At 57.9% G+C, this 20046-nt stretch carries 17 protein-coding genes; 8 read left to right on the top strand and 9 right to left on the bottom strand.

Annotated elements, in window-relative coordinates:
* The 5 genes from N7578_RS03065 (at nt 1) to N7578_RS03045 (ending at nt 5100) form a co-directional block, all read left to right on the top strand.
* Entirely contained in the window at nt 1-1821 is a 1821-nt protein-coding gene (locus N7578_RS03065) for a methyl-accepting chemotaxis protein (protein WP_311108834.1), read from the top strand.
* A 2-nt stretch (nt 1822-1823) separates the two neighbouring features.
* Nucleotides 1824-2318 carry a chemotaxis protein CheW gene (locus N7578_RS03060; protein ID WP_311108833.1) on the top strand — a complete coding sequence of 165 codons (495 nt, stop codon included), beginning with the start codon at nt 1824-1826 and terminating at the stop codon, nt 2316-2318.
* A complete protein-coding gene (locus N7578_RS03055) occupies nt 2315-3184 on the top strand; it encodes a CheR family methyltransferase (RefSeq protein WP_311108832.1) in 870 nt (289 codons plus the stop codon). Before N7578_RS03060 ends, N7578_RS03055 begins: the two co-directional genes overlap by 4 nt.
* Before the next feature lie 11 nt (nt 3185-3195).
* Nucleotides 3196-4284 carry a chemotaxis response regulator protein-glutamate methylesterase gene (locus N7578_RS03050; RefSeq protein ID WP_311108831.1) on the top strand — a complete coding sequence of 363 codons (1089 nt, stop codon included), beginning with the start codon at nt 3196-3198 and terminating at the stop codon, nt 4282-4284.
* Between the two features lie 114 nt (nt 4285-4398).
* Nucleotides 4399-5100: a ParA family protein gene (locus N7578_RS03045; RefSeq protein ID WP_311108830.1), complete on the top strand. Its 702-nt coding sequence runs from the start codon at nt 4399-4401 to the stop codon at nt 5098-5100.
* Nucleotides 5101-5112: 12 nt separating this feature from the next.
* Here the strand turns inward: N7578_RS03045 and N7578_RS03040 are convergent, their stop codons facing one another.
* From N7578_RS03040 to N7578_RS03025, 4 genes are all read right to left on the bottom strand, one after another.
* Nucleotides 5113-6846 (bottom strand): chemotaxis protein, encoded by a 1734-nt coding sequence (locus N7578_RS03040; RefSeq protein ID WP_311108829.1) that lies wholly within the window; start codon nt 6844-6846, stop codon nt 5113-5115.
* A gap of 204 nt (nt 6847-7050) precedes the next feature.
* Entirely contained in the window at nt 7051-8490 is a 1440-nt protein-coding gene (locus N7578_RS03035) for a cytochrome c (protein WP_311108828.1), read from the bottom strand.
* 2 nt (nt 8491-8492) lie between these two features.
* Nucleotides 8493-10124, bottom strand: a complete 1632-nt coding sequence (locus N7578_RS03030) for a GMC family oxidoreductase (protein ID WP_311108827.1) — start codon at nt 10122-10124, stop codon at nt 8493-8495.
* 29 nt (nt 10125-10153) lie between these two features.
* A complete protein-coding gene (locus N7578_RS03025; protein WP_311108826.1) occupies nt 10154-10702 on the bottom strand; it encodes a sugar dehydrogenase complex small subunit in 549 nt (182 codons plus the stop codon).
* A 316-nt stretch (nt 10703-11018) separates the two neighbouring features.
* Between N7578_RS03025 and N7578_RS03020 the strand changes: the two genes are divergently transcribed.
* Nucleotides 11019-11471, top strand: a complete 453-nt coding sequence (locus N7578_RS03020) for a MarR family transcriptional regulator (RefSeq protein WP_311108825.1) — start codon at nt 11019-11021, stop codon at nt 11469-11471.
* A 77-nt stretch (nt 11472-11548) separates the two neighbouring features.
* Here the strand turns inward: N7578_RS03020 and N7578_RS03015 are convergent, their stop codons facing one another.
* The gene (locus N7578_RS03015; protein WP_311108824.1) at nt 11549-13141 is read right to left on the bottom strand and encodes an isocitrate lyase; all 1593 of its coding nucleotides are present in this window, start codon (nt 13139-13141) and stop codon (nt 11549-11551) included.
* Nucleotides 13142-13266: 125 nt separating this feature from the next.
* Between N7578_RS03015 and N7578_RS03010 the strand changes: the two genes are divergently transcribed.
* Together N7578_RS03010 and N7578_RS03005 are read left to right on the top strand one after the other, a co-directional pair.
* A complete protein-coding gene (locus N7578_RS03010; protein WP_311108823.1) occupies nt 13267-14667 on the top strand; it encodes a short-chain fatty acyl-CoA regulator family protein in 1401 nt (466 codons plus the stop codon).
* Nucleotides 14668-14928: 261 nt separating this feature from the next.
* Nucleotides 14929-15168 carry a hypothetical protein gene (locus N7578_RS03005; protein WP_311108822.1) on the top strand — a complete coding sequence of 80 codons (240 nt, stop codon included), beginning with the start codon at nt 14929-14931 and terminating at the stop codon, nt 15166-15168.
* A gap of 180 nt (nt 15169-15348) precedes the next feature.
* On the opposite strand, the gene N7578_RS03000 is transcribed toward N7578_RS03005, so the two are convergent.
* The 4 genes from N7578_RS03000 to N7578_RS02985 form a co-directional block, all read right to left on the bottom strand.
* Nucleotides 15349-16215, bottom strand: coding sequence for a MurR/RpiR family transcriptional regulator (locus N7578_RS03000; RefSeq protein WP_311108821.1), 867 nt, complete (start codon nt 16213-16215; stop codon nt 15349-15351).
* A gap of 13 nt (nt 16216-16228) precedes the next feature.
* Entirely contained in the window at nt 16229-16435 is a 207-nt protein-coding gene (locus N7578_RS02995; protein ID WP_311108820.1) for a hypothetical protein, read from the bottom strand.
* 264 nt (nt 16436-16699) lie between these two features.
* Nucleotides 16700-17857 carry a UDP-galactopyranose mutase gene (gene glf, locus N7578_RS02990; RefSeq protein WP_311108819.1) on the bottom strand — a complete coding sequence of 386 codons (1158 nt, stop codon included), beginning with the start codon at nt 17855-17857 and terminating at the stop codon, nt 16700-16702.
* Between the two features lie 44 nt (nt 17858-17901).
* Nucleotides 17902-19947: a glycosyl transferase gene (locus tag N7578_RS02985; protein ID WP_422646661.1), complete on the bottom strand. Its 2046-nt coding sequence runs from the start codon at nt 19945-19947 to the stop codon at nt 17902-17904.
* Nucleotides 19948-20046 lie beyond the last annotated feature (99 nt).

The raw sequence follows: 20046 nt of genomic DNA, 5'->3' as shown, positions 1-20046 counted from the left end.
ATGCGATTTACGATCAAGATGAAGCTGGCAGCTGCCTTTGGCTTCCTGATATTGATGCTCGCCGGAACGGCCGGCTATGGCATCTACAGTCTCGGCATTGCCAAGAATGCAATGGACGAGGTTGTCGAAGGAACGGTCGTCCGTCTCGACAAGGTGCATCAGATGAATGCGCTGGCACTGGCAACGGTCCGCTCGCAGAAGAACGTCATTCTTTCCACGTCCACCGAAGAAACCCAGCGCCACAAGGTAGCCGGAGACGAGAGCCGCAATCAGATCAACGCGATGCTCGCCGATATGGCGGCAAGCGCCAGCGCAGAAACACGCGCTTACTGGACAGACCTTCAGACAATCACCAAGGCTTTCGAAGCCAGCGACGATCACGTTCGTGAACTGGTCGCGCAGGGCAACGCGTCGCTTGCAGCATCGTTCTCGTCGGGCGATGGCCGCGTAGCAGCGAACGCCATGACCCAGAAACTGGATGAAGGCGTAAAGATGAACCGCGATCGTCTCGAATTGGCGAAGCAGGCAGCAAACGATGACTACGAGCAGACCCGGACCCTTCTTATCGGTGCATCGGCGCTTGCAGTACTCATTGCGGCGGCAACAGCACTGTGGATCGCCCTCGGTATAAGCAGCGGCCTGCGCAAGATCATGACGGTTGCTGAAGCCGTCTCTGTCGGCGACCTGAACCAGAACGTCGAGATCAAGACGAACGACGAGATCAAGGATCTCGTGAACCGTATCAACGCCATGACCGGCAACCTCCGTGATACGGCAAGCATCGCTGACCGCATCGCCGATGGTGACCTGACGGTCATGCCAAAGCCGCTTTCCGAACGGGATACGCTGGGCCTCGCTCTCGAGCGGATGGTGGAACGTCTGCGTGGTATCGTTGCCGATGCCCTTTCCGCCTCTGACAACGTTTCCTCCGGTAGCCAGGAACTGTCGGCCAGCTCCGAACAGCTGAGCCAAGGCGCGACCGAACAGGCATCGTCTGCCGAAGAAGCCTCGGCCTCGATGGAAGAGATGGCTGCCAACATCAAACAGAACGCCGATAACGCCGCACAGACGGAAAAAATCGCTCGCCAGTCGTCGAAGGACGCCGAAGCCAGCGGCGAAGCCGTCAACCGCGCCGTGGTCGCGATGCGTACCATCGCAGAGAAGATTTCGATCGTGCAGGAAATTGCCCGTCAGACCGACCTTCTGGCTCTGAACGCCGCTGTCGAGGCAGCCCGTGCAGGTGAACACGGCAAGGGCTTCGCCGTCGTTGCGTCGGAAGTGCGCAAGCTCGCAGAGCGCAGCCAGGCCGCAGCAGCCGAGATCAGCTCGCTTTCCGGCGAGACGGTCAAGGTCGCGACAGATGCGGGAGATATGCTGAACCGTCTGGTTCCGGATATCCGCAAGACTGCCGAACTGGTCGCTGAGATCTCCGCCGCATGCCGCGAGCAGGATATCGGTGCCGCACAGATCAACGAGGCGATCCAGCAGCTCGACAAGGTGACACAGCAGAACTCCGGCGCGTCGGAAGAAATGTCGGCGACGTCGGAAGAACTGGCAGCGCAGGCCGAAGAGTTGCAGAGCAGCATCGCCTTCTTCAAGGTCGACAGCGCAGGTTCCTCTGCCCGCCCGGCTCAGGCTGTCCGTCGCCCTGTTGCAAAACCTGCGGCGCCGGTGCGCGCGGCGGCAAAAGCTCAACCTGCTCGCCACGCGTATACGGACAATTCGATCTCGGGCCAGCAGGCGCGCGCCAAGGGCTTCGCACTGGACATGTCCATGGGTGGCCCCGACGCTGACGATGCGGATTTCCGCGAGAGCGCTTGACCATGGCCAGCACGTCTCCAGAAGGCCAGTTCGTAACATTCAGCCTCGGTGAGGAGGTTTTCGCGGTTCCCGTTACAGTCGTGCGCGAAATCCTCGACTATGAGGACACCTTCAAAATTCCCCATAGCCCTGAATATCTGCTGGGCCTGAGGGACGTGCGTGGGCAGGGCGTGCCCATCATCGACCTGCGGCTGCGGCTCGGCATGAGCCGCGGCGTGCGGACACCGCACACCCGCGTGCTGGTGCTGGACATTCCCTTCCCGTCTCGCACACTTGCTGTCGGCTTGGTTGCCGACAAGGTTTTCGAGGTGACGCCGTTCCGTCAGGATCAGATGGAAACGGCTCCTGATATCGGCGTCCACTGGAATTCCGACTACATCGCGGGCGTCGTTCGCCGCGAGGGTGATTTTGTCGTCATCATCGACCTCGCCAAGCTGTTTTCGAATGAAGAAAACGCTCTCGCCCGGCAGGGTGGCAAGCCGGTTCAGGCGGCATGAGGGGTGCCGCTGCCGTGAACGCCTCCATCGCCTCTGCCTCGTCTCACGACGGCCTGAGCCAGCGGGATTTCCGGCTGCTCTCGGAATACATCTACAATTACAGCGGCATCAAGATGCCGGACACGAAGCGTACCATGCTGGAAGGGCGACTGCGCAAACGGCTGCGCGCCACCGGTCACGCCACCTTTGGGCAATATTGCAACTTCCTGTTTCGGGAAGATGGTCTGGAAGAAGAGGCGATCTACCTGATCGACGTGGTGACGACCAACAAAACGGATTTCTTCCGCGAGCCGAACCATTTCGACTACATGGAGAAGTTCGCGCTTCCCACGCTCGCCGCTGAAGGCCACACACGCATCCGGGCCTGGAGTTCCGCCTGCTCGACCGGTGCGGAACCCTATACCATGGCGATGGTCTTGGCCGAGGCTGTGGAAAAACAGGTCATCAACAATTTCAGCATTCTCGCTACAGATCTATCGACGGACGTGCTCAGGAAGGCCCACAGCGGAATTTATCCGCGTGAACTTCTCGATCCGGTTCCGGCCGAGATGATGCGGAAATATGTCATGCAGCCGGTTGAACGCAAACGCCGGGACGTGCGCATCGTACCGAGCCTGCGTTCGAAAGTCGGTTTTGCGCGCATGAACCTGATGGACAAGACGTACCAGATTGGCGACGCCGTGCATCTTCTGTTCTGCCGTAACGTCCTGATCTATTTCGACAAAAAGACACAGACGCACGTTCTGACCGAACTGTGCAAGCGTCTGGCGCCGGGCGGCTACCTCTTCATCGGCCATTCCGAAACAATAACCGGTATCGACCTCCCGTTACATCAGGTCGCCAATACCGTCTTCAAAAAGCAATGACGGCAGGAGCCATGTCGAAAAAGATCCGCGTTCTCATTGTCGACGATTCCGCCAGCGTCCGGCAGACCTTGACGCAGGTTCTGGAGAGTGACCCGAGGATTGAAGTGATCGGAGCCGCATCCGATCCCTTTGTCGCCGCCAAACGCATTCAGGAAGAAATCCCTGACGTCATTACACTTGACGTGGAGATGCCACGCATGGACGGCATTACCTTCCTGCGCAAGATCATGTCGCAAAAACCGATCCCCGTGGTCATGTGCTCTTCACTCACGGAAGCCGGATCGGAAACATTGCTTCAGGCACTGGAGGCGGGAGCCGTCGACATCATCCTGAAACCAAAGATTGCGGCTGCCGATCATTTGGCGGAGCAGGCGGCGCGTATCTGCGAAGTTGTCAAAAGTGCTGCCCATGCCCGCGTCGGCAATGCCCGGCCGATAATTCGTTCGGCTGCCGCAAGCGGTCCGCAGGCGAAACTGACTGCCGATGCGGTATTGCCGCCCCCCTCCGGCAAGGCCATGGCGCGCACCACCGAAATGGTGATCTGTGTAGGCGCCTCAACCGGAGGCACTGAAGCACTGCGCGAAATGCTGGTGAGACTACCGGCAAACTCCCCCGGTATCGTCATCGTCCAGCACATGCCGGAACGATTTACCGCTGCTTTCGCAAAACGCCTTAACAGCCTCTGTGATGTCGAAGTCAAGGAAGCGGAAGACGGCGATCCAGTGTTGCGTGGCCACGTGCTGATAGCGCCCGGCGACAGGCATATGCTTCTGGAGCGGCAGGGCGCTCGTTATCACGTTTCCGTCCGCACCGGCCCTCTGGTGTCGCGGCACCGACCGTCCGTCGATGTGCTGTTTCGCTCGGCAGCCCGTGCCGCAGGCGGCAACGCCATGGGCATCATCATGACGGGCATGGGTGATGACGGCGCGCGGGGCATGCTGGAAATGCATCAGGCGGGCGCATTTACCGTTGCGCAGGACGAGGCATCGTCCGTTGTCTTCGGCATGCCAAAAGAAGCGATCGCCCACGGCGGCGTCGACAAGATCGTGCCGCTCGACAAGATCGCCCTCGAAATTCTGGCCGAAGATCGCCGGCGCTGATTGCCTGGCCCTTTTACCCGGCATTAACCAAACTCGCCAATGATGGGATAACACCATGCAACAGGTGTGCTCCGCGAGGCATGACTGTCTCCATCCAGATTTCCGGATCATGCCATGCCAGTCATCACGTTTGCTAACACCAAGGGCGGCGCAGGAAAAACCACTGCGGTTCTTCTGCTGGCGTCCGAACTCGCAAGACGTGGAGCACGGGTCTGCGTTATCGATACAGATCCACAGCGCTGGATTTCACGTTGGCGGGAAAAGGCCGACATGCGGGTGGACTTCTCCGTCATAACCTATGTAACGGCAAACACGCTCCAACAGCATGTCATCGACAGCCGCAGGGCGTTCGATTACGTCATAATCGATCTTCCGGGCGCGCAGTCGCCTCTGCTGGCGACCGCAATCGGCCTTTCCAACCATGTGCTGATTCCCGTGCAGGGCAGCACCATGGATGCACAGGGCGGCGCGCAGGTCCTCGAATTGCTGCGTTATCTCCATGAGAAGGCAAATATCCGTATCGATCACTCGGTGGTGCTGACCCGCGTCAATCCGCTCGTCACCACACGCGCGCTGCTGGCAGCGCGAGAACTTCTGGCGCAACGCAATGTCCGCGTTCTCGACACGCCGATCTTCGAGCGGTCCGCGTTCCGAGACATGTTCGAGTTTCAGGGATGCCTGCACATGATGAAGTCAGGCCAAGTCAGCAATCTCGACAAAGCCATGCAGAACGCGGAAGCGTTTGCGGACGAGGTACTCCGCCTGCTGGAAGCTTCGCAGAAAATGGCAGCAGGCAAGATGATGCAGGCTGCCTGATTTCGGCAGGCATCAGAACAGCGCGTCGGCGAAAAGATCGTCGTCTTCGTCCACTACAGCAGCGGCTGGTTCCACCTGCTGCGGCGCGAGATCGACAGGCAGATAGCGCGTGTGAATTTCTCGTTCCTGCGCCATCGTATAGAGTTTGTAGAGCCGCGATGAGAACGGCAGGATCTTTTCTTCGAACGAGGCAATGCCGCGCGACCCGCCCGTTGTGAGTTGCGACGCCACCTGACGGCACTCCTCCAGAACGTCGCCCAGTTCACTTTCGAAATCCAGCTTGACGACGGCGGCGCTGATACGGCTGAAGACCGCTTGCCCTTCCGTCGCCAGATCATGAAGCCCGGTTTCCATCTGCGTTTTCGCTCGGCTTACGGACTGAAGCGCATCGTTCAATGGCTCCCGTAGATCGCCGGAGCTTTGGCTTTCGCTCGTCATCAGGCTTCCAATCACGCCCTCGATCCGATGAAGATCGGCGACGATTGCGTCGGCTGGCGCTTCGAGCTTGTCGGCAAAAACGCGCAGTTCGCCGCTGACGACATTGACCGACCGCCCCTCGTCGCCCAACTTCGAGCATCGCAGGTTCGAGTTCAAAGCCATGTAATGGATTTCCATCTTGATCGAGCGCAAGACTTCAATTCCCTGCAACAAATCCTGCGCCGTAGTGGTGACGGACGAAACGACGGCGTTGGCGTCCGCCATGCTCTCCTGCACCCTTCCCGCGAGATCGCAAGCTCTGGTGATATCCTTCTCAAGAAGCTGCAGCGCGCTGCCGCCATCCGTGTCCGCATCTTCCACCAGCCTGTCACGCAGAGAAAGAATGTTGGCTGCATCGTCGGCAAAACTGGAGATTCCGGTAAAAATCTTGCGGCAGTCCTGTCCGAACGTCGCCGCCATCTCGTCGATCTGGGCGCTGACCAGCTCAAAAACCGTATCATAGAGGGCGTCCATCTCGCCAGCAGTCAAAGCCGTCGCCCCCTCGGACTGCCGATAATCCTCAAGCAGTGCCAGTGTCGTCTGAACATGCTCGATACGCTGACGGGTGATGTCACCAATCTGGAGGGAGGAAAGCGTCGAGGCGATCTTGGATTGAATGCCCCGTGCAATAGACTTCACCTTCGAAGCCATCGCCGCCATGTCGCGATGCTGCTCGCCGATACGGCCCGAATTCGTTCTCAAACCATTGACGATCTCCGGGATCGTCGCATCGAAATCGACACCGATGGCTGACGAAACGTCACGCGCCTTGGCGAGTTGCTTGTCCATGACATCGAGATACTGCGCGAATTTGCCGACTTCATCGCCACCGAAGTGAATACGCTCGCGGATTTCTTCCGCGAAAGAGGAAAACTCCGCGATACCCGCTCCGGTGATTTTCACGGTAACGGCGAAGGTTTTCAGATAGCGGATCGTCTCGCGGATATCGTTGACCTGAACGTTGGCCGATTTGCACAGGCCACTCATCTCGACAAATGCTGCCTGACGCGCCGCCGCGGTATCCGGCAGGCGAAGCAGATCCTCGATCGTCTTCTGCATGTTGGACATTGCGACGTCGGCGGTATCGCCATCCATCGAACCTGTCATGCGATCCAGGATCGCAATGAGCTCGGTCAGGATATCCATCACCGAAACGAGTACAGACCCGCCATCGAGAAAGCTCTGCTCGATACGGGACTGCGCAAGCGCCAGGCGCGTGGTCAAATAGGCGTGCGGGTCATGCGTTTCAGCTTTTGATAAATGTCTCACGTCGCCATGCTTCCTGTCGTTAAGTACTGCAAGGATAGGGCGAGCTCAGAAACAGACGGTGAATATTTTAAGTTGATCGCATGTTAACGGTGCAATTGGTTGACCAATTCCTATCAGGACGATGTGCACCGACAAAATCTCTGCCACCGCAATCCACGGATCGCGGCGGCACGGTTGCATGTCTGGATTGGTCCTGTGAGCTGCTTATCCCGACAGACCTGCCCGCATGGCAGACTTTCTGCCGCGGCGGAAGAACAGAAGGCCCGCTACAAGTATCACGGCAACAGCCACGCCTGCCCCCATACCGATCCTCGCAAGCTGCACAATGTTCGACTTGGGTCCACCTTCCCGGATAACCTGAACATCATCTGGGGTGACAGAAAGCTTCGCATTGCCATAGTCCTTCAGCAGATAATTTGCGAGCGATGCAACTTCGGTATTGTCCAACGATACGACGGCGTTGGTCTGATCCCCGAAGGGGGGCATGAACACATGACCGCTCTCCGTGTGACGGTCGACGCCATATAGGATGGCGGCAATCACGTTGGTCGCGTTGTCGCCAGCCGTGGCCGCATTGTGGAACAGGCTCGGGTAATAGCCGTCCTTCGTGCCTTGAGCGTTGTAACCGTGGCACGATGCGCAGTTGGCGGCAAAGATCTGCGCGCCCGCGTGATCGCCCTTCAGGCTTTCGGCATAATCCTTGCCACGCAATCCGGCCAGATCGTTACCAGCCTTGCCCTGATCGAAGCGCGTGGGGCCTGAAGGCTGCAATGCGTTCACGGAAGCAACGCTACGGACATAGGTCGCAATGGCGTTGAGGTCGGCGTCGGTCATGTGCTGGAAGCTGTAACTGATAGCTTCAGCCATGCTGCCCGCAGCCTGCGCCCGGTTGTCCAGCTTGCCGGTCTTCAGATAGGTCACCAGATCCTGCTGGCTCCAGCTGCCGATGCCATGCACATTGTCATTGGTGATATTGGGAGCGTACCAGGACCCGATTTGAGCGCCGGTCAGGTTGGCGCTTTTCTCTTCCTGCATGAACAGGCCACGTGGGGTGTGGCAGGTGCTGCAGTGAGCTGCGCCTTCGGCCAGATACTTACCGCGGTTCCATTCCGCCGACTGGCTGGGATCATCCGAGTGGATCTCACTGGGGCGGAACAGCAGGTTCCAACCCATCATCGAGGCGCGGATATTCATCGGGAAAGAAAGGCTGGTTTCCGGAGCCTTTTCCTCCACAGGCTCGACGCCCTGCATGAAATAGGCGTAGAGCGCGTGAATGTCCTCATCCGTCATAATCGAATAGGACACGTAGGGCATGGCGGGATAGAGGTTCGCACCATCGGCACGAACACCCTTGCGCACCGCATCGGAGAACTGGGTTTCGGTGTAGTTGCCGATGCCGAACTGCTTAGATGGCGTGATGTTGGTCGACATGATCGTGCCGACCGGAGACGCCATCGGCAAGCCACCCGCCATCGGCTTGCCGCCATGGTGGTTGGTATGACAGGCAACGCAGTCGGCCGCAGTGGCGAGATAGCGCCCCTTGCCGATCAGTTCCTTGGAGAATTCCTGAGCCGTCGCGACAACGGGAGAAAACGCGGCGAGCGCCAACGGTGCGGCAAGCGCGAGAGTTTTTACGGTCTTCATTGTCATGCGCCCCGCATCTGTTCAACGATGGCGTCACCCGCCTTGATGGCAAGTGCGACCATGGTGATGGTGCTGTTGCCGCAGGCGGTGGACGCCATTGCGCCGCCGCCCGGAATGAACAGGTTTTCGTGGTCGTGCGCACGGCAGTCCGCATCGACCACCGAGGTCGCGGCATCGTTGCCCATGATGGTGCCACCCATGATGTGCTTGCTCTGATTGAATTTCGGGCTGATCTTGACGTCGGTCGCACCCATAGCTTCGGCAATGCGCTTGCCGATCGGCAGCGAATAGACCTCCGCGGATTTGCGGGTGTAATCGCCGACATCGTAGTGAATGTGTGGCTTCGGCAGGCCGAGCCAGTCGGTCTTGTCGGAAAGCGTCAGCCGGTTGTTCGGATCTGGCAGAACTTCGTGGGCTGCGACGACATCGGCCGTACAGGCGGTCATGCGGCGGATTTCCTCATCCAGCGCCTTGCCGACCAAGCCCTTTTTCAGCGCGGCGAACGTGACGAAACGATTGCGGGCGAAGTTGTTGTAGCGGAAATAGGCACCGGCATGTTCCGAGCGGAAATCACCCTGCGACGTCTCCATAATGCCCGAATTGACGACCGGACCGATGCCTGACCAGAAAGGCTCCTTGGTAGTCACCGTCAATGTCAGCTGCGGGTGGTCCATCATATTGCGGCCCACCTGATCGGATGAATTTGCGACGCCGTTCGGATTGCGGTCATCTTTCGACATCAGAAGCAGTTTCGGATTTTCCAAGCCGTTACAGGCGAGCACGAACAGCTTGCCACTGATACGATGCGTCTGTTTGTGCTGGTCATAATAATGAACGGCTTCGACCCTGTTCCGGGCGTCGGTCTCGACCTTGTAGACGACGGAATCGACCAGCAATGCCGCGCCCTTTTTCTCGAGGCGCAGCAATGCCGTTTCGGCATCGTATTTGGCGGCGACGGGACAGACCGGAACACAGTTGTTGTTGGCGCAACAGGCCGGACGGCCATCGTATGGCATGCCGCTGTTACGCGCCTGTGCAACGGGAATATTGTTGTAGCCGAGCGTCTTGACGATTTCCGTGAAGCGTTCCTCGCCCGGCGAGAACGGCAGGGCTGGCATCGGGTAAGGAGCGGAACGGGCAACACGCGGCCATTGCAGAGCGGGATCAGACGGACCGCAGATGCCGAGCTTGTTTTCTGTACGAACGTAGTAGGGTTCCAGCTTATCGTAGTCGAAAGCCCAGTCGCGACCGACGCCGTATAGAGATTTGAGGCGCATATCCTCCGGCGTCAGACGCCAGGACGTACCTGCCCAGTGCCAGGTGGAACCACCCGCATAACGGATAAAGGTCTGGGCGTAGCTGTCCGGGCCGCTAAGCTGAAGGTAGGCATCTTCGGGCTTTTCACCGCCCATCGGGTGCGGCGCCCATGGACGCGACGGATAGGCGACGGAGGTATCGCCCTTCACGCCAAGCGGGGCGTTGCGCCAGTTTTCAACGACTTCGGCGCGCGTCACCCGCGGACCGGCTTCAATCATCAGGACGGAATGGCCTGCATCCAGCAGCTGCTCGGCTATCACGACGCCGACGACGCCCGTTCCGACGATCACGACGTCGGCGCTGTTCTTGGTAACCATGGGAAACGTCTTTTCTTTGGTGGGTTTCGTCAGAAGCTCGGCATCGGCGCCGAGAGCGGCAGGTTGGGCCGGGTCCACAGATTGGGGCCGGAGATGCCGTAGGAAGGAATGGTGAGGATGTCGCTGGTGGTCTTGAACGTCAGCGCCTCTTCATAGGTGAAAACGGTCGCATTGCGCTTTTCGGAGGAACAGCCGGAATACCACGCCGCGATCACCCAGAGAGCGAAATCCCTCAACTCGCCTTCCGGAATATCGGAGAAGAAGTCCTCAACCTGAGTGGCCTTCTTTTTGTCGGCGATTGCGATGATCGCATCGAGCAGCTGCGGAAAATTCGTGTACGCGCTGCTTGCCGTATCGGCTATACGCTGGCCGACAGCTGGATTGAGCTGGTGCTGGATCAGCAGATTGGACAGCTGCATGAACTGGACGTGTGCGCCAGCGTCGGTCGCTGCTAACGAGAGGCCGGGACAGAGCGATGCAGCGACACTGCCCGCAAACAAGGTGGCACCGCCGAGCAACATGCCGCGACGCGATATCATGAACTTGCCCTGAGAGGCATAAGATTGCTTAGCTGCCATTTTCTTTACCGTGGAGAAGGGAAAACTTTTGCCGCGAAAGGGCGTTTTGGCTTGTTTGTCGCGTTGCGCGGAAACGGCATGTCGGGCAAATTCCACCGACTAGGGCGCGCCGCGTAACGCAAGGCGCAAAAGACTGGCAACAAGCCGGGATTGGAGCATTTCGGGCATTTTGAATCACAAACGTCGTACGGAAAATATCGTCCATCCGGCGAGCCGATGGCGAAGCTTTTCCCTACATCAAAAAATGTTGGATAGCTGATTATCAGCTACGCCACAAATTTATATTTGTCAATTGCGCAAAGGGAGGCACGTCGCGTTGATCGTTACCGCTCAAGAAATCCTGCATTCACACGGCATTCTCCTTCGCCGCTGTCAGCAGGTTGCTCTGGCCATATTTACTGAAGAAGCTGGAGACCTCGGCTTTACGCCCACGCAATATAGCGCGCTGGCTTTCGCCTACATCGAGCCCGGCATCCACCAGAATGTCCTGGGAGAGCGTATCGCGCTGGATCGCTCATCCGTCACAAAATGTCTGGAGGGACTGGAGAGCAGAGGATTTGTCCGTCGTGATGTCGATCCAAAAGACAAAAGGGCGCGCCTGCTTTACATTACGCCCGAAGGGGAGGAAATGCTGAAGCTTGTCTGCGCAGCAGCCCGTCGCGCACGCAAGCGGTTCCATGCGGCGCTGGGAGAAACAGAATTTGTGCATCTGATGGACCAGCTGAGCGCCTTCAGCCGTGTTCTCGAGCAGATAGACGAGCCGGATTGAACCTATGAATGCCTGACGTCCGGCGAAACAGGAGTGGCGGGACGTATTGCTATACGCCCCGCCTGATTGTCCGGGGCTTACGCCGCGAACTGGTTCATGGTGTTATGAGCACCACCAGCCTTGAGAGCTGCTTCACCCGCAAAATATTCCTTGTGGTCGTCGCCAAGATCAGAGCCTGCCATGTTCTGATGCTTGACGCAGGCAATGCCCTCACGAATTTCCTTCCGCTGGACACCCTTTACATATCCCAGCATTCCGGCATCACCGAAATACTCCTTCGCAAGATTGTCCGTAGATAGCGCGGCCGTGTGATAGGTCGGCAACGTAATCAGATGGTGGAAGATACCGGCGCGCTTAGCGGCATCACGCTGGAACGTACGGATCCGTTCATCAGCCTCGAGTCCCAGTTCAGACGCGTCATAGTCGACACTCATCAACCTGGCCCTGTCGTAAGAGGATACATCCCTTCCCTCCTTCGCCCAGGCGTCGAAAACCTGCTGCCGGAAATTCAGCGTCCAGTTGAAGGATGGAGAGTTGTTGTAAACCAGCTTCGCGTTCGGAATGACCTCGCGAACACGATCAACCATTCCGGCGATCTGCTCGATATGTGGCTTCTCCGTCTCGATCCACAAAAGGTCGGCACCGTTATTCAACGACGTGATGCAATCGAGAACGCAGCGATCCGCACCTGTCCCTTCTCGGAACTGATAAAGGTTGGACGGCAGGCGTTTCGGGCGCATCAGTTTGCCATCGCGATTGATGATGACGTCCCCGTTGATGCTGCTGACGTCGGAAACCTCTTCGCAATCCAGGAAAGCGTTGTAGAGGTCGCCGATATCACCGGGTTCCTTGCTGAAGGCAATCTGCTTGGTCAGTCCGGCACCGAGCGAGTCGGTCCGGGCAACGATGATGCCATTGTCTACACCCATTTCCAGGAATGCATACCGGCAAGCACGGATTTTTGCGATAAAGTCTTCGTGCGGCACGGTAACCTTGCCATCCTGATGGCCGCACTGCTTTTCATCCGACACCTGGTTTTCGATCTGCAAGGCGCACGCGCCAGCCTCGATCATCCTCTTGGCAAGGAGATAGGTAGCCTCGGCATTGCCGAATCCTGCATCGATATCGGCGATGATGGGGACGACATGCGTCTGGTAGTTATCGACTGCCTGCTGAAGCTGTTTTTCGCGCGCAACGTCTCCGGCGTCGCGCGCGGCATCGATATCGCGAAACAGCATGCCAAGCTCGCGGGCATCCGCCTGCCGCAGAAAGGTGTAAAGCTCTTCGATAAGAGCCGGAACGCTGGTCTTCTCGTGCATCGACTGATCCGGCAGCGGACCAAATTCCGAACGAAGAGCAGCAACCATCCAGCCGGAAAGATACAGGTAGCGGCCCTTGGTGCTTCCAAAGTGTTTCTTAATCGAAATCATCTTCTGCTGACCGATGAAGCCGTGCCAGCACCCGAGAGACTGGGTGTAGTTGGCCGGATCTGCGTCATAGGCCGCCATGTCACGACGCATGATGTCGGCTGTATAACGGGCAATGTCGAGGCCGGTCTTGAAACGGTTCTGCAACCGCATCCTGGCGACCGCTTCGGCAGTGATGCCGCTCCAGCCCGCGTTCTTTGCGATCAGGTCTTCAATCTGTTGGCGGTCGTTTGCATAGGTCATGAGCGCTCCTCCGATGGCGTGAACAATCGATATCGCAGCAACGTAAGACAAGGCACGGACTTTGCTGTGCACTTGTCAAACTTTACAAAATTTGATTGTAATATTGTAAAGTTGGAGGACTTTTCATGTCGGAGAAACAGGGGGTATATCTCGGCACGCGTCTGCGCAGGCTCCGACGCGATCTTGGCCTGACACAGGCAGACATGGCCGCTGACCTTGATATCTCGCCGTCATACATTGCCTTGATGGAGCGGAACCAGCGACCGATCACTGCGGAAGTTCTTCTCCGATTGGCGCGCTCCTACAAGATTGACATGGCCGATCTCGCCGGTGATGGGGGCGCGGACCATGCCGCGCGCCTGCAAACGGTGATGAAAGACCCGATCTTCGGCGATATCGATTTCGCAGCCACGGAAATTTCCGACATCGCCAGCAGCTTCCCCGCCTTCAGCGAAGCGCTTCTGCGCCTTTACACGGCCTATCGTGAAGAGCAGTTGGCATTTGCCGACTATCGGCCCGGCCAGCGCGGCACCACCTCGGAAGCCTCCGACCCGGTGGCCGCCACGAGGCGCTTTCTGGCCGCCAGACGCAACAGTTTCCCTGCGCTCGATACAGCCGCCGAACGGCTTGCGGCCCTCGTCTCGGAGAAAAACGGCATAGCCAGCTACTTGGCCGAAAAACACGGACTGAGGGTCCGTCGGCTGCCGACGTCAGCAATGTCGGACATGGTGCGGCGGCACGATCTGCATCGCAAGCAGATCCTCCTCGATGAAACACTGGACATGGCAAGCCAGCAGTTCCAGCTTGCCCAACAATTGGCCTATCTGGAGTTCGGTGCGGAAATCACCGCAGCTGTCCGGGAGGGTAATTTTCAGTCGGAGGCGAGTGCACGGCTGACGCATCGGGCTCTTGCCAGCTACTGCGCGGCAGCTTTGCTGATGCCTTACAGTGCATTCGCCAAAGCTGTCGACGTAAAACGCTATGATCTTGCCGCACTCGCCCGACAGTTCGGAACGAGCTTCGAGCAGACAGCTCATAGGCTGACGACCCTGCAAAAACCGGGACAGGAGCGCATACCGTTTTTCTTCATAAGGCTGGATTCCGCCGGAAACGTCTCCAAACGACTGGACGGCGCGCAGTTTCCGTTTTCGGCCTATGGTGGAGGGTGTCCTCTCTGGAACGTGCATCAGGTTTTTCGCACGCCCGGCGAAATCATCACCCAATGGCTGGAATTTCCGGATGGTCAGCGTTTTTTCTCGATTGCCCGCACCGTCAGCACGGGTGGCGGCGCTTACAGCGCTCCCAGAGTGGACCGCGCGGTCGCGCTGGTCTGCGACGCGCAGCATGCGGATCGTCTTGTTTATGTTCGCCCGGAGAGCGACCGCACCCCAGTCCCGGTAGGCGTCGCCTGTCGGCTCTGTCAGCGCGCGACGTGCACTTCGCGCGCTGAGCCGCCCATCGGCCGGCAGATCCTGATCGACGACTACCGCCGGACAGCAGCCCCGTTCGGCTTTGCAGACACGTAGTCCCCACAACCATCGACCACAGAGAACGTGCAGGCGGCTGCCTTCTCGTCGGCACGTGCCAGAGTTGTCGGCGCATTTCCGATCAGACAATGGCTGTTGCCAAGACCGGCCACGACATCAAAAGTTGACCGGTGCTCAAGTGTTGCGAGCGTTTGTGACAGATTGTTCATCGGACTGAACAAGGTAACGCTCATCAACACGATCTCGTGTCTCCGCGCAGAACGCATGTCGCAGGCGGCACGCGATTCGCGGAACCCCAAAATGGCGACCCACAGCGGCCCCGGAGGACGCTGCGACGATCGCATTTCTGCAAACATCTGTTTCCTCTCGGAAAACCCCAGCCGCTGGAAACGTAAGCACCGCCAGCTGCAAAAGTTAAACAGAGAATTCCGACGATCGGCGTTGCAAGCTGCGGACAAATATCCCGATCTGCACAAGGTAAATCCCATCATATCCGAGGATAAAAAGAAAAAAGGGCCGACGGAAAACCGCGGCCCATAAAGTGTGGAGATATCAAACCTCCAGAGGGGAACAGCTGGTGCAGCGGAACTGGGAGGAGACCGCCATGTGCATCAGCTATATGCAATATGCCGAATTATTAGCCTCGCCGCACCTATTTTTTGTGCAATGCAGCTATGCAGTGACGACGGAGATAAACCGTCTTTTCCCTTCACCCGGTGCTCAGACCCGTCGATGCCCTGACGACCGGAACTCGTTGAGAGAGTTGATCGAACGGCCGTTGTCGATCGATGCGAGGTCGAGAATGATCGCATTGGCAATCGTCATCGGCACGACAAGCGATTGCGATTCACCCGGATCTTCTCGAGACACGCGTATATGGTGATCCGGAGCTGGATCGATGCGGGTTCCCCCGACATCTGTCACTGCCAGGGTCCTGGCCCCACGTTTTGCCGCCAGGTCGCGCACTTCCTGAAGAAGGGGTGGTGCCTTGCGGAAAGACAGAAGCCAGACGACATCGCGAGAGGAGAGCCTCATCAAGACTTCCGGAAGTTGATGAATCTGATCTGCAAGGTCGATGGCCTCATAGCCCGAACGGTTGAGGCGCAGCGCGATCAGGGAAGAGAGTGCCGCGAAATGCCCGCGCCCGAAAATGAAAATCCTTCTGGCATCCCTTAAAGCCTCCGAGAATGCGCGCATGTCGGCATCAGAAACGCTGTTGCGAACCTGCTGAAGAGCCGCAATCTCGCTATCGAGCACAGATGCCAGCAAACCGTTATCCTCAGCACGCACAAGACGGGCCGCCATGCGCGCGGCAGGACTTTCGAAATCAATGCCGCCGTCCGTCAGGCTGGCTTGCAGAAAACTGCGAAACTTGGGATAGCCCTTGAAGCCCAGGCGTCTGGCCAATCTGACGGCAGAGGCGGGATGCACCCCTACTCGCGAGGAAACATCCTTGCCATTTTCCACAGCGGCACGGATTGGATCCTGTATGAGGACATCCAGAAGGCGTGCATCCGCATCCGTCAGTCGGGTCGAATGCCGGTTGATGAGATCACTCAGCGCCAGCGGCGCATCCTGTTTTTCCATATTGTCCTCAGCCTCAGGTCGCGGCAACGGTCCGACCGCTCTTGTCGATATCGACACGATTGCCGGTGTGGCTATCGAAAAACAGCGTGCGGTCAAGATCGCAGGAAATCCAAAAGCTCTCCGCATTCTCTGGCACGTCCCGCCGGGCGGACGTAACGGTCAATCGTCCGGCAGGACTTTCACAATGCAGCAGCATATCCGATCCGGTCATTTCAGACATGACGAGACGCGCAGGCAATGCCGTTCAACCCGGATTTTCCGAATGCACCGTGAGAACCTCTGGCGGAAGACCGGCAGTCAGCCCTTCAGGTCCCGCCCGACGATCAGAAAGCGGAAACGCTCATCGTGGATTTCATAAGGAGAGGCTTTATCCATCACCGTCGCTTTTTCCCGCAGGCTTTTAAACCCTGGCTCTGTTCAAACGGCTGAGCACAAACTGACCGAATGCACAGAAAACCGGTAAACAGGCCATTGGTAAAGTACGTTAGACCGGGGAATGCAGGAAGGCGGGCATGGCCGTGCCCGAAGCCTTTGCCGTCAGGTACAAGCGAGCCGTATCAAGAGCCTCACGGATCGTAACATCCATGTCGAGGTATCGATATGTTCCAAGCCTCCCTACAAAGGTAACAGCCGTTTCCTGTGACGCACGTGCGCTGTATTCCGCCAGCTGCTGCTTTTCCTTCACCAGCCGGATGGGGTAATACGGGATGTCGTCAGGGCCGCACTCCCGCGCGAACTCCCTGTAACAGACGGACCCCGCATGTTCCTCCCAGGGAGAGAAATGCTTGTGTTCCGTGATGCGGGTATAGGGGACGGAAACGTCTCCGTAGTTCATCACCGCGCATCCCTGATAGTCGCCGTCATAGGTGAAACGCTCGAAGTCCAGAGTACGATAGCCCAGACGGCCGAATTCATAGTCGAAATATTCGTCCAGCGCGCCGGAGTAGAAAATATGATCGAAGTCAGTCACCGGGTTTCGCTGGAAGCGTGTATCGAGCTTCACCGTGATGTTGTCGTGATCGAGGATGCCAGCGACCATTTCAGTATAGCCGTTTTCGGGCATTCCCTGAAACTTGTGAAAGAAGTAATTGTCATCATAGTTGAAGCGAACCGGAAGGCGCTTCAGAATGGATGCTGGAAGATCGACAGGGGAGCAACCCCACTGTTTCTGGGTATAGCCTTTGAAAAAGGCGTCGTAGAGATCCTTGCCGACAAAACGCAGAGCCTGCTCTTCAAAAGTCTGCGGATCAGCAATCGACTGATCCGCCTGACCTTCAAGAAATGACCTCGCCTCGTCCGGCCTCAGGGTCTTGCCGAAGAACTGGTTGATTGTGTGCAGGTTTACCGGCAGGGAATAGACCTGCCCGCCGCTCGTCGTTTTTACGCGGTTCTTGTACGGCAGAAAACGAGTGAAACGATTGACGTAGTCCCAGACTTCGCTGTCATCCGTGTGGAAGATATGCGGGCCGTAGACATGAACCATGACACCGGTATCTTCGTCCCGTTCGGTATAACAATTACCGGCGATATGACTGCGACTGTCTATGATCTCGACCTGATAACCCGCTTCGGCGAGCTCACGTCCCACCACCGCACCCGACAGGCCCGCACCCACGATGCCTATCTTTTTTCCCGATACCATTTCCAACCTCTCATGCATGACGCCGACACCTGAATGGACTTGCCTCAGGCCTTCACCTCAGGCCAAAGGCGCGCGTCAAAGCCAATCGGCTCAAAAGCGTTCCACTCGGCCAGCTTTTCGCGATAGCGAGCGCGATAAGCTTCCTCGGTTTCAAATTCGGGTCCCATCTGAATGAGTTCCGCTCCGATTTCGTAGTAGACATCGAGGTTGCGAAGATCCGGAACCGGCGTTTCTCCCCTCTCCGCTTCACCCTGCACCTGCCAGTAAAGCTCTTCCAGCCGCCGAGCCAGAGCAGGCATGTCGCGCAGGGCGCACGTCTCACGCTGTTTCGCGAGCGACTCCCGCACAGCCGCAAGGCCTGCCCGATCATTCGCAAATGCGACGGCTCGCGCAACGTAATGATCTGCGGTTTCACAGATCATCTCGGGAATTCCTGCTGCCGAAACGATGCTGGCACAGAAACGGGACGGGAAGCTTTTGCCTGGAACCGTCAGTACCGGCAAGCCCACGCCAATTGCATCCGCTGCGGTAGAGTGCGCACCGTAGGGGAACGTATCCAGGAACAGGTCGCCAAGAGCGATGCGCGCGAGATGGACGTGATTGGGAACCTTTGGGGCGAAGATAAGACGGCTGGCATCTACGCCTGCCGCCATCGCCCGCTGGCGAAGGCGCTCATTGGCGCTTTCGTCGCCCGAAAGCAGCCAGAGAACACTGCCCGACGTCGCCGAAAGTATTGCAAGCCAACGCGTGAAGCAGGCTTCGGTGATTTTCTGCATACCGTTGAAGCAGACATAAACAAAGGCGTCCTCTGGCAACCCCGCCTCCTCCCGCGTCGGCGTGACGGCTACAGGGCGCTTCCGGTCGATCGGCTGATCGCAGGGAATGCGAAGCACCTTCTCGGTGTAATACAGCTCGTTCTCAGGCGGGATAATGTAGTTATCCGAGATGATATACTGATGGAACGGGGTCGCCATCGAGCCCGGATAGCCGCAGAAGTTGATGATGACGGGCGCCGGACGATACGAGAATATCCGTGTCCGGGCGCTCTTCGTGTAACCGTTGACGTCGATCAAGACGTCGATCTCATCCGCCTGGATCTGTCGGGCTGCACCAAGATCGTCGAGCGCGGTGATATCACGCCAGCAATCGACGGACGCCTTGAACCGCTCCTGCACAGCGTCGCCCTGACGCGCCTCGCCGCAATAGTAGGCATAGACCTCTACGTTTTGCTTGTCGTGCAGTTCAAAGACCTCGCTTAGCGCGAAGCCGACCGCATGCTGCCGGAGGTCCGAAGAAACATAACCGATCCGCAGCTTCTGTCCCGTTCCCATTTTCTTTTTCGGGACACTCGGCGTCAGCTGACTGACATCCGGTCGACCGACCAGGGACTTGTAATAGCGATAGCCTTTTGCCAGCTGGAAAAACGGATCGTCAGAATAACAGCCAAGCGGCAACGGCGAAATCGAATCGAGAAGCTGGCGCATCGAAACATGGTGGGATGGCGTAAGGACTGGCCATTTGCAAAGGTGCTGGCGAATCGAAATCCAGTGCTGCGCCGCTTCCGGCTTCATTGGCTGCAGTTCTATCGCCTGCCAGAGCATCGACTCCGCACCTTCCAGCCGCGCAGCACCCTCAAGCACGCGTCCGGAATGCTGGAGCGCCATAAGACGGTGAGACAGTGCGTCAGGCGTCACTTCGCCAACGAGTTCCGAATACTCCTTCCACTGAAGGACCGCCTGATCGAGCAGGCCGCTATCCTCGAGCGCGCGCCCGAGATTGATATGTGCAGGACCGAACTTTGGATCTTTTGCCAGGCAGCCGCGCAATACCTGAATGCAGCCTGCCACATCACCCAATTCCCGCAGGACGACCGAATAGTTGAACGCGGCCAGATGAACGAGCGGATTCTTGTCGTTGAAGGCGATCCAGGTCTTGTAAAGCTCGCACACCTGAGCCTTCAGGCCCGCAGCCAACAGACTTTCAGCAAGCTTCATCACGTCGCCGAGCGACACCTCCTGCCTGCGCGCACGATCAAATACATCCGCGAGCGGAGAGGCTGAGACTGGGGCCACAGGGGTATTGGCGTTCAACGATTTTCCTCCAAAGACGGACTCACGGCCGTAAACGACCTTCAAGTTAAAGTTGGCATCTTTTGCCGCAGTTAACTTGCGCGGAGCTGGCTGGAGAAA

The sequence above is a fragment of the Agrobacterium tumefaciens genome, from assembly GCF_031801495.1.
Lineage (GTDB): Bacteria > Pseudomonadota > Alphaproteobacteria > Rhizobiales > Rhizobiaceae > Agrobacterium > Agrobacterium tumefaciens_K.
The sequence above is the reverse complement of the archived record's forward strand: the minus strand, read 5'-3'. Positions and strand labels throughout refer to the sequence as shown.